Genomic DNA, 11,485 nt, shown 5'->3' with positions numbered 1-11,485 from the left:
GTGTGCCACATTGGACGTTGTCATGGCGCCTTACCCAGGTCGAGAAAAAGAAGGCCGACTGGCTGCCCGGCAGTCGGCCGCCGAAATTCATTTCAGGATGGCGCAGCGATACTTGGTGGGGCCGAATTCGTTGTCTTTGTGCCACCTGCCAACGAGAAACTGACCGGCGGGGCAGTTGTACACCGAGTTGGCCTCACCGATCTCATCGCTCCAGGCTTGAAGCGTGACCGTCAGGTCCCTGCCGCCCTGGGAGGCCGTTGCGCACTCATAACGGGTCTGGCCATTTCCGCCGCCGTCGTGGGTGCGTCCGGTCATGATTTTGTTCATAGGGCAGACGAAGTAAATACCATCGGACTCTTTCAACTGAGGAGACCATACTCTGTCCCCTACGCTGACGTTCGTCCCGGACTGAACTGCTGTGGCACATTCATAACGAGTTAGGCCGTTTAAAAATCCTGTGTGTCGGCGGCCGGTCAGGATCATGGGAAAGGTGCAGGTGTAATAGGACGACTGTTCAGGAATAGCGTCGGACCATGTACGACCCGAGTCTGTCGCGGCCGGTGGCCAAGTGGTACCGAATGCTTCGGAGGCCACCAACTCGATGCAGGACAGTTTGTCGCGAACTTCGCCATTCACTTTTTCATATTTGCTTTCCAGCAGAAGGCCGGGAGCAATGATGCTATTAGAGGGGTACGTAAATAGATAAGTGATTTCATTAACGCCGACAGTTGTTGATTTTCGGGTGGTTTTAAGTTTGAGCCAGAAATTCTGGCCTGCGTTGGTGTTGTCGGAGCACCAGGGGTCATCCGTCAAGAAAACTCTAAGCGCCGAAGGTAATTGGACAAGCTCGATGGAACGCGTTTCGAATCCCTTGCATTTTGTGACGAAGGTCGACAGTTCGTAGCGATAAGTCAAACCGCTGCCTTGCGCAGGCACATCCAGGGAACAAGTGTCTTTGTCTTTATTATAGAGAATGATCTGCGCGGCGTTTTCGGGAGAGTTCGAAGTGGCCACCACTGTACTCACTGCAACCAGGCTGGAAAATAAAGCAATGACATGACGGGAAAGCGAAATAAGATTCATGTTTTAGGCTCGATTGACAGGTGAAAGAAAGGGCCCGGTTGCAAGCTGTCAAGCACTATGTACTTATTAATAGAGTGTCGCGCATTGATAAATGGTCCACCCGTTTTCATCGCCTCGGTGACCCCGTCCGGTCATGACCTGACCTGTGGGGCAGGTGTAATCACTGCCCGATTCCTTAATATCGCCTGTCCATACACGATTGGCAGGTTCTAGTTCGTCATCGTCAAAGGCGCCGCCTTTGGCGATTCCGCACATATACCATGTCGGGCCGTTTTCATCATGGTAGTGGCCACGACCGGTCATGATTGTAGGGTGGGGGCACTCATATCTATGGTTTGCGGACTCAACCTCAATCTTTCCAGTAAAACTATCCCCTGCCGGTGGCGTCACTTCTACTGGCTTTCCATTTTGTACAAGGCTGGCGCACAAATGTTTGGTGGAGCCGTTTTCGTCGCCTGCGTGCTGGCGTCCAATCATGACGGTATTGGTCGGACACTGGATGAAACCCAATCCGTTGCTCCCTATCGAGAGTGGATATGTCCGGCTCTCTGTTTTTCCTTCCGACCAGGAACCAGGGATTACGGTGACCAGCGCTTTAGTTTCGGCAGGTGTTTTATCAGTGTTCATACAGCCACTGCTAAGTAATAGTGTTGTGACCCCTAAGGCAAGATGAAAGCGGCTATTGATTAGTGATGGCATGGGTACGGGTAAGCTCTTCATGATACTTGCTCCCAACGAGTATTGTGAGGCGGTTAAACAAGTAAGGTTGAGAGAACAGTAGACACGAATGCTCACTTTGGCTACCTAGCAGAACTGCTAGGTTGTTGCGTGCAGAAAAAATAAATACCCAGCCTAGCTGGTTTTAGCGATCACCGGAACCTATCTGTTCTGTTACTGGTCATGCGTGCGTGGTGAGGGTACAACAACCTCAATTGTACTTGGCTGGGAATGAGCCAACGGACGTTAGCTTGTTTCAGCCAATCGGCCCATGGTCGCTTTGACGTAATATGGCGAGGATGCGTTATGTCTAGAGAATCTGTAGCCGACTTCGTGGCTTGGCTGGAACAGAGGCCCAGGACCCTGGGCTGGGACGCTATCGTGGCGTACGACCAGAGTAAAGCCAATACGCTGTTGCGTCAGGAATATATCCAACGATTTGACAGTGGCCGCTATTTTGACCCGTTGACGTTTAACGTTCAGTATTCACCCACGCATTGGGACTATTTATATGACTATATTCTGGATGCGCCGCGATTGTCGTTCGAAACTTCCGACATATCGAATTCTAAAGCGACCCTGACCATGCGGATTGTCGGAGGAAAGCAGGTCACCGTTAAACAAGCCGTGGGCGAACGAGTTACATCCGTGACTCGTATCGGATTGGCGGACGCTCTGAACGGTCCTTTATTGCACATGCTCGTTCCGTTGGAAAGAACGCCAGGTACCGAGGACAGCCTTGGCCGCGTCACACTGGACCTCTCGAAGGGCGGGGGAGTATATGGGGAATTCTACCTCACGGTCGGCGACGGCATGGAGCAAGACTGGGTCGCAGCCGAAAAATTCCGGCAGCTATTCGAGGCCTTGGACGACGATCAGAAAGTTTTCGAATTGAATAGTTTGGCGCGCGACCCCTCGGAACTGCTTCGACCTGAGAAATTCTACATTCGCACCCATCCGGCACCGGGAGGGAACGTGCGTGGCGCGCCCAACTTCGGCGAGGGCGAGGTGTTGGTGTTCATTCAGATGAGAGGAGGTGCGTCGGACGACGAAGTCGGTTTTCCGCCTTCTAACGCGGGGATGCACTATCTGATCCCTCAGGATGGGGGCAGCGAGCCGCTGTCGGCGACGATCCTGTTGGGCAACCGTTTTTTGCTCAAGAACGTCGTTGCCGACGGATTCAAACGCATCAATGCCGCACCTGTCCAAGTGGCTTCGGAAGGTGTGGTGGGTGAACATATTCATTCCTTGACCCCACAGAATGGAGCCCGAACGGCGCAAGTACCTGTGCAAACCGATGTTCCCAGCATCAGGAGCCTGGCCTTGCCTTCCGGAATTACCTTGCCGTTCAAGGCCGGAACAGGGGGGGAGCTCTTCGCAAGAATAAACAAGGACATCCTGATATTACGTTGGGAAGGGCAACGCGCGACCGATGCGCGTGTAGAGCTCAGCAATAGTCAGGTAGTTTCCTCGGCTGTGACGATGAAGTGGCACCGGCAGCAGAGTTTCAGATTTTCGACGTCGGCAAATGGTCAACTGTCATTGGCTCCCGTGCAGGCGGGGGACAATGTGGCACAGTATAAAGTATCCCCCAACGGTTTAATTGGAACACCGGCCGAACCGCACCTGGGTCCGATTATTGAACGTCTCGAGTCGCTACTTCGGCAGCAGTTGGACGATAGCTTCCAGCTCTTCACCAGTTCGATTTCCCAAATAGATGCTTTTCGACTCGATGGGTTGTTGTTCCGTACGCAGAATTCGATACAGCCGAGTTCAGGATACTTTGTCGGCGATCTGGCATTGCTCGGTAAAGTTGCCCCGAGCCTCACCAACTTTCTCATTGCTCCGATCGAACCGGTCGTCGGGCCTGGAGGACGGAATACATTTTCCACCCAGCCTGCGGTGACCGGGCTGACCTGGAGTGTCAAGAGTTTGCCGGGCGAATCCGGCGACTCAGGTGAGATCAACCGCGACACCGGTGTTTACGTGGCGCCCGGCGGCACCGACATCACCGGTTACCAGAAGCGGGTACTAGTGACGGCTCGGGCAGCCAATGGCAATTCCAGCAAGGCGTTGGTGAGCATCGTCAAGAGCGACATCAATATCGATCCGTTGGTATTCGTGGTGACGGCAAGGTCCGAGGGGGAGCAAGTCTCGGGCTACAAGATGTCTGCGGCTGCGTTGGATGGCACCGAACTTGTCTGGAAACTGGCCAGCGGGTCGACTGCCAGCATCGAAAATGAACCTGAACCGATCATCGGACTTCCCAACCAGAAACGATTTATACCACCTGTTCGTCAGGGGGATGCAGCCGTTACGCTCGAATACATTGAAGTGTCACGTATTTCTGGCGGCCGGGCACAGCAGGCTGTGGCGGTAGTCATACAACATGCCTCTAGTCATTTCTTCAGAACGGTATTCGACCCGTTGCGAGGGATGCAGTTGAAGTTGGTTTATGTGAACAGGAACGGTGACGAAATCCAAGAGCCCATCGAACAAACGACCTTCACGCAATTATATGGCGACGGTAGCATTACAGAGGCTGGTTGGTATGTCCCGTCCCCAAACTCAACGATGAAGTTCGCCGTGTGTATGGCAGAAAGAGCGAGTGATGAAGATTGGAAGTTTGCTTGCATTATTTTGCCGCTCCCGCTTTTGTAGGTGGATTAATTCACCTGTCTTGAATTAACGGTCTCGCCGTTAACAAGTACAGTCAGAAATATTGTATAGCAGTTAGCTACCGTTCAAAGGAGTTAATCAAATGCCCTCCTCAGAGACGCAGTTGCCTGTCCCACAGATCAAGGAATCCCATGATCTGCACATCTATCCGCGCCCGAGTGGACCAACGATTACCGCGGTCATTGCACCGTATCGGGCCATGCAGGTAGGTGACGTCGTCACCCTCAAGTTTGAAGGTTACGACGACACAGGTGAATTGGACGAGGTTTGGCGACAGCCGAAGACTTTGGAAAAAAGTGATATTGACAAACCCCTGCTGATGAATATTCCCAGAGACCAAATTGACTTTATCGGCGGCGGTCACGCATTGATCAGCTACACCGTGGACTATGTCGGTACCGGTATCTGCGGGCCTTCCATGGTGCAATCGCTGGGAGTTACGGAGCCGACCACACCGTTGGCACCGCTCATTGAGATAGAAGGGTTGTCTGGCGATACGCTGGATCCCACACAATTCCCTGACGGTATTACGCTGCGAGTCGCGCCCTATGGGGAGGCCAATATCGGCGACGGGATAGCCTTGTATTGGTGGACCTCCAGCCTTGATAAGCGTGTGGTTCAGGCCTTCTTGCTCGATCCGTCGAATATTCAGAGCGAGGTCCTGCTGTTTCGGCTGTCTGCCCCAGTGCTGCAAGCCAGCATGGGGGAAGCGGTCCAAGTGTTCTATCAGTATGCTCGGGCCGGTGTGGCTCAGACTTCGCAAGTACTGGAGCTGAGAGTGCGGGCACCGCTGGATCTGAAGCCCCCATCCGTCGAGGGCGCCACTGCCGAAGGCATGCCTGGCGACAATCTGGCCTTTCTAACCGCTGAGTCCACCACGCAAAACGGTGCGTTCGTCACGCTGCCGGCGTCGCTGGCAATCGGCGCTGGCGATCGAGTCGCTGTGCATTGGCAGGGGGATCGGGCGGGAGGCATGCATGTTGCGACCCAACCCTTTGAGCCTGGAAATCCTCGGCGCTTCCAAGTGCCGGTCAGTGCCATCGCCGCCAATATGGAAGCGAGCGACAACGGTGACGCCAAACGCTTTCCAGTGTTCTACCGATTTACTCCGGCCGGGGAGGGTTATCAAGATTCCGATTTATTACACCTACGAATTAAACCGTTACCGATAGAAGTTTATCCCACTGTTCAATGTACCGAGGTGGTAGGCAATCGACTCTCATTGCGTGATGTACATGAAACAGGGGCAAACGTTACCTTGGCAAGATGGTCTTTTATTGCACCTGGACAACAATTAACTATTCGTGCCCATGGCATCAGTACGACGAGTAATCCGATTTCTTTTGATATTCGTAGACCTTCTGTACTTGTCACGACCCAAGAGGCTTTGAACGGTATAAGGGATCAAAAATTATCGAAAGCGTTTTTGCAGCAGTTGAAGTTGAATTCGCACCTCAGATTCGCGGTGACAGTCAGTTTCGATGGAGGGAAAACGAATTTCAATTTTCCTTCGCTTGACAATATTCAAGTAATGGAATGAAAAGGGGGCGTTTTGGCGCCTAGGAACGGCTGGTAAACAGTATCCAATCATTAATTGCGGGAGAACTATCATGGCGCGCGAAACAGTGGCACAGTTCATCGAGTGGCTGGGAGAGAAACCGCGCACTTACGGTTTTGATGCAATCCTGGCTTATGATCAATACAAAACCAATGTGTTGTTGATACAGGAGTATATCGGGCGATTTACCAGTGAACATTATTTTGATCCCGTCAGTTTTGATGCTGAGTTCAGCTCGGGTACTAACTGGGAATATATCTACGACTATCTTCTCGACGCGCCGCGTCTGTCGTTCGAAACCGCGGAAATCACTAAATCTGAAGCAACGCTGACGATGCGAATTATTGGCGGGACGCAGCTTTCCGTGAATAAAGGCGTGGGAGAAAAGGTCAGGTGGGTTTCACGGGTACGATTGGCCGATGCCCTGAACGGTCCTTTATTGCGTATGAGCGTCGATTTGCTGAAAAGCGGCGGCTCGGTGGGTGATGATGGACGTGTGTTGTTGGATATTTCAAAGGGCTCGCGGCTGTTTGTCACTATCGGCGACAGCATGGAGCAGGACCTGATCGCCGGTGAGAAATTTCAGAAAAAATTCGACGAGTGGCCGGAGGAAGAGAAAGTATTCGAATTGAATACCCTGCCCGCCGACCCTACCAATCTTCTTCAACCCGAAAAATTCACGATTCGCACCCATCCGGCGGAGGGAGGTGATGACCGTAATTCGCCCAGCTTTGGCGAGGGCGAGGTATTGTTGTTCATCCAGATGCAAGGGGGCGCGCCGGACGAAGACGTCGCTATTCCAGCTAATAATGCAGGGATGCATTATTTGATCCCCTTGGGCGGGGGTGACGATCCGCTGTCCGCGACAGTGTTGTTGGGCAACCATTTCATGCTCAAGAACATTGTTGCCAATGGGTTCAAGCGCCTCACCGAACAATCTATCGAGGTCATTCCAGAAGGAGTGGAAGGGCAACATATCTATAAACTGACCCCGCGGAGTGGAGCCCGGGCGGTGTCGGTGGGCACACTAACCGGTATTCCCGGCATCAAGAACCTTACATTGCCATCCAAACTCACCTTGCCGTTCCAGGCTGGGACTGGCGGGAAGTTCTTCGCAGAAATAGTCAATAAGGACGTTTTGACATTAATCTGGGACGGGCAACACTCGAACCCAGTGTTTGTGGTGACCGATGACAATCAGACGGTCTCTAAATCGGTGACGATGAAGTGGAGCTGGCAGCAACGCTTCAAGTTCGAGACAGACGCCGAGGGCAATTTGTCATTGAAGCTACATGGGATGGACCATCTTACAATTTGTAAAGTATCGCCTGACGGTCTTATTGGTACACCGGCAGAGCCGCACTTGGACGCGATCATTGAACGCCTCGAGTCGTTGCTCGGGGAGCAACTGACAGAAAGCTTCAGGGTCTTTACCGGAACGGTACTCGAGATCAACACCTATCGGCTCCATGGCTTGTTATTCCGCACGAAGAATGCGGTGGTGCCGAGTGAAGGATACTTCACCGGTGACCTGGCGTTGCTCGGGAGGATTGCTCCAAGCATGACCAACTTTGTCATCGATCCAATTGAACCGCTTGTCGGGCCTGAAGGGAGGGTAGAGTTCAAAATCGAGCCTGGGGCGGTCGGCGTTGAGTGGTCCGTCAGGAATTTGCCTGATGAGGACGGTGATCCCGGCGTGATCGATCGCCAAACCGGCGCTTACCAGGCCCCCCGCGAAATCGACATTCCGGGTTACCAGAAACGTGTACTGGTGAACGCCCGGGCAGCCAATGGCAATACCAGCTTGGCGTTGGTGAGCATCGTCAAGCGCGATATTGGTATCGACCCGTTGGTGTTCGTGGTGACGGCAAGGTCCGAGGGCGACCAGGTATCGGGCCACAAAATGTCCGCCGCAGCGTTGGATGGGGCTCCTCTTACCTGGTCGCTGGCTAGCGGATCCACCGCCATTATCGAGGATGAGCCCGAGCCGACACCGGGTCTGCCAAATCAAAAACGCTTCATACCTCCTCTTTTCGAAGGTAACGACGAGACGCCCATTACCCTTGAAGAAATAACGGTGGCCCGTGTAGCGGGCGGCCCGCAACAAAAGGCTATTGCAGTCGTGGTACATCAGGCCTCCACCTATTACATCAAACCCGAGATCAGTGACGATAAGCGGAAGGTGACGGTCAAGTTGTACTACACGGACCGGAGTGGGAATGAACAATGGGTACCGACTGATCAAGTCGAGTTCACCAAACTCTACGGCGACGGTACTTTTTCAAATACCGGGGAATATGAATTACCGGCCGTCCCGGACGCCAAGTTTGCTGTGCTCATGGCCATAAGGCCGGACGATGAAGTCTGGAAGTACAGTTTTCTAATCGTGCCCAATCCCATTGTGGATGTGCAGTCTTTTACTGATGCACCAGGGGCGTGAGGAGAGTTGTCATGGCTTCGAATAGTGCGGCAGATACATTGATGATCGGCCATTCCAAAACTGAACTGCTTCGGAAACTTACGGGCAAGGGCGTCACTTTAGGTTGGGGGGCGATCGTGGCTTTCGACCGTGCCCATATCAATCAGATATTGCAAAAGCAATACCTGTCTCATATGAACGACTTGAGTTTCCTGATGCCTTTCAGTCGTCGGTTCTTTACTCATGAGGAGGAGTTCGAGGAAATCCAACTGGAACGCATGGTATTGGGAGAGCCGCGACTGTCTTTCGAGTCCGCGAGCTTGGTCAACTCCGAGGTGACGCTGACGATGAATATTATCAGCGGCAGTTATACCACGACCGACCATTCGCCGATCTTCCCGAGCATGGTCCGGGAAAGCTTCAACATTCTTGAAGACATGGGTTATCAGGTGCGAATGACCGTCAGCCTGGCAGTGGCGCAAGGGACGGTCGATGAGCGAGGCCGGGTCATACTCGACTTGTCCAAAGGGCTCGATATCAGGTGTAACCTGGGTTCCAGTGACTTTGCCCAGCGTCGTATCGGCGATGCGGTCAAGGGTTACCTGGAACAACACCCTGTGTATCGCAAGATTTTCGTGCTGGGCATCATCGATTACAACGACTACAGCCCATTGGCGCCTCGTTCGTTTGCACTGCGTACCCAAGCGGCGCCCGGGGCGGCGGATGTCCGGTCGGCGAACTATGGGGAAGGCGCGTTGGTGATGTTCGTTCAACTGACCTCCAATCCTGAACCAGGGAGCCTGCCCGCAAACGATCGAGGCCTTCCTTACTTGATCCCCAATGACTTGGAGAACGGCAAGCCCAAATACTCCGCCACGGTGCTGGTGGAAAAACGCCTGATTCCGTTTGTGGATGGGGCGGAGCTGGAGTTGCTCAAGCATTTGCTGTTTCCCAACAGCTATGTCTTTACGGACAGCGAGCCTCCCCACAAGCCCCATGATTTGGTGGTGTTCGGTAATATTTCGCTGGCATCTGACGGGAGGGTTGTCGAGCCTGCACGTGTCGCGGTGAAAGGCGGTGTGCCGACTCGCTTCAGCGTTGTCAGCGGCACGGGGCGCGCGTCGGCACCGGACGGATGGAGTGCCAGCAGCCTCGATAGCCCTTGGGTGGTCGGCGACATGCAAGGCGACACCTACACACCGAAGGCCTCGGAATTGATGGGATTCAACCAGCAGGTCTCGGTAGTGACGGCCCATTACCAAGACAGTCTCGGAGAGCGAAGCTACTCGGGACTGGTGGTGGAGTCTTACCAGAGCATCGCGGTTTCTCCGCGTATCTGCACATGGGGTGAAGGGATGGACCCTGTCCACCTTAAAGCCTCGAGCCTGGGGAACAATCGATTGGAATGGCGGTTGGTAGGCGATCCGAAGGGGCAGTTGGAGGTGGAGGACGACAGTTACAACGCTGTTTTTACGCCACGATGGGAAACAGGCCAACCGGTATGGATTCAAACCATTGAAGTGAAAGACACCAGCACGGCGGAAACTACCCGTGCAGCGGTCATCATTATCGTGGCGCCGCAGTCTCTCAAGATCGTGCCTTATCATGTGCCCTCCCTCACGGCATCCAGTCGTATACGGTTCAGTGTGGACAATTCGGCTAGGCCGGCCAATTGGGAGGTGTTTGGCGAGGGAACGATTACCTCGGATGGGGTATTTACTCCGCCCATCAGTAACGAGACACCGGTCAGCGTCGTGCTCGGTGAGACCAGTGAGAGTGACTGGGGCTATGCCATTGTGCAGTTGGTCGAGCGGCAGCGGGAAGCGCCGCGTTGGACAGAGCTGAGTGTATTTTCAATCGAGGCGTTGGACACGACGCAGTGCTACATCAATGGTCTGCAGCAAATTCCGCTGCGGATCAAAATCGAAACCAAGGCAGTCGACTATGAAGGGTATTCGATTGATATTCCACTGAGCGACGTCGAGTTGTCGACCTTGAAGCTGGTCGATCTTATCAGCGGTGCTGAAGTACCTTTTATCGAGGCGCATCGGGAGGGGATAGAGGTCGGTGAACTGCCTTGGGCGGTCAACGTCCAGCGCAACCGTTTCAAGCTTTACTCTCCGGGCGCCGTCAAGGAGGTAGATCCCAACCGTCCCATGGAACCCCACAACGACCGGACACGCTATCGTGAGTTTTATGTGCAGTCGACATCCGAAGGTACCCGTGAGTTTTATGCCAAGTTCCAGGCTGCCGATAACCGGACATGGTCTTCAAATATGCGTGAGTGGGCGAATGGCACTATTCGGCTGCAGGGCGTTGTACCGCCCACCCCATTGAGAGAAGTCGGGCCCAATGGCCACTATGACTTCGTTCGGACGCGCGTTTTCAATGGGGTAGGTGAGGAGAAACCCGATGATCCGTTTTCTTATCTGCTGGACTCGATCGATTACTGGAAGTTTGCTTACCGAAAGTCGGGGATATACCCCGTCCGCATGGCCACGCTCAAGGTCGCCGGTAACGCTTCGACCTTGCAATACGAGTCGGAGCAGTTGGATGAAGTGTTCGCCAGTTACACCGGGTATGGTTTTTATCCCCAACCCTTTGGCCGGGAAGATAACCCACCGACTAAATTGGTGTTCGATGCTTATTTTAGAGTCTTATGCCACGACCTGAATTATGACGGGCCTTCATCGGACTTTATTGAGCAACATCGCCCTTCCCCGGGCGAACTTATCGTCAGCCTTCATCGAGTCGCGGATATGCCCTACTGGAATGACGGCATGACCGAGGAACCGCTCATGAAGTATCGCGAACGGCTGGATACGCCTGTGGATTTTACACTGACGGATGTGGAAGGTAACCGCCATCGAATGAGTGTGAGTTTTGAGATACCGAGCAAAGCAGACAGCCGCAATCAACTGCTGATCAATTTTAGATAGCGCCGAAGGCGAATCATGGATGATTCGCTGGGTTGCTTCATATCTTGTCCAAGGCGGTGACACATTATGACGTCTTCAACGGTTGTTCAT

The 11,485-nt window shown here is 53.5% G+C and carries 6 protein-coding genes; 4 read left to right on the top strand and 2 right to left on the bottom strand.

The window, feature by feature from the left end:
- Positions 1–87: 87 nt before the first annotated feature.
- Both HGO40_RS29170 and HGO40_RS29165 read right to left on the bottom strand, forming a co-directional pair.
- On the bottom strand, positions 88–1,083 hold the full coding sequence (locus tag HGO40_RS29170) for a hypothetical protein (protein ID WP_250965869.1): 996 nt from the start codon (positions 1,081–1,083) through the stop codon (positions 88–90).
- 66 nt (positions 1,084–1,149) lie between these two features.
- A complete protein-coding gene (locus HGO40_RS29165) occupies positions 1,150–1,803 on the bottom strand; it encodes a hypothetical protein (protein WP_250965868.1) in 654 nt (217 codons plus the stop codon).
- Positions 1,804–2,181: 378 nt separating this feature from the next.
- Between HGO40_RS29165 and HGO40_RS29160 the strand changes: the two genes are divergently transcribed.
- The 4 genes from HGO40_RS29160 (at position 2,182) to HGO40_RS29145 (ending at position 11,395) form a co-directional block, all read left to right on the top strand.
- Positions 2,182–4,461 carry a hypothetical protein gene (locus HGO40_RS29160; protein WP_250965867.1) on the top strand — a complete coding sequence of 760 codons (2,280 nt, stop codon included), beginning with the start codon at positions 2,182–2,184 and terminating at the stop codon, positions 4,459–4,461.
- Positions 4,462–4,561: 100 nt separating this feature from the next.
- A complete protein-coding gene (locus HGO40_RS29155; RefSeq protein ID WP_250965866.1) occupies positions 4,562–6,019 on the top strand; it encodes a hypothetical protein in 1,458 nt (485 codons plus the stop codon).
- 70 nt (positions 6,020–6,089) lie between these two features.
- The gene (locus HGO40_RS29150) at positions 6,090–8,477 is read left to right on the top strand and encodes a hypothetical protein (RefSeq protein ID WP_250965865.1); all 2,388 of its coding nucleotides are present in this window, start codon (positions 6,090–6,092) and stop codon (positions 8,475–8,477) included.
- Positions 8,478–8,488: 11 nt separating this feature from the next.
- Positions 8,489–11,395, top strand: coding sequence for a hypothetical protein (locus HGO40_RS29145; protein ID WP_250965864.1), 2,907 nt, complete (start codon positions 8,489–8,491; stop codon positions 11,393–11,395).
- Positions 11,396–11,485 lie beyond the last annotated feature (90 nt).

The sequence above is a fragment of the Pseudomonas sp. CG7 genome, assembly GCF_023701885.1.
Taxonomy (GTDB): Bacteria; Pseudomonadota; Gammaproteobacteria; order Pseudomonadales; family Pseudomonadaceae; genus Aquipseudomonas; species Aquipseudomonas zanjanensis.
The sequence above is the reverse complement of the archived record's forward strand: the minus strand, read 5'-3'. Positions and strand labels throughout refer to the sequence as shown.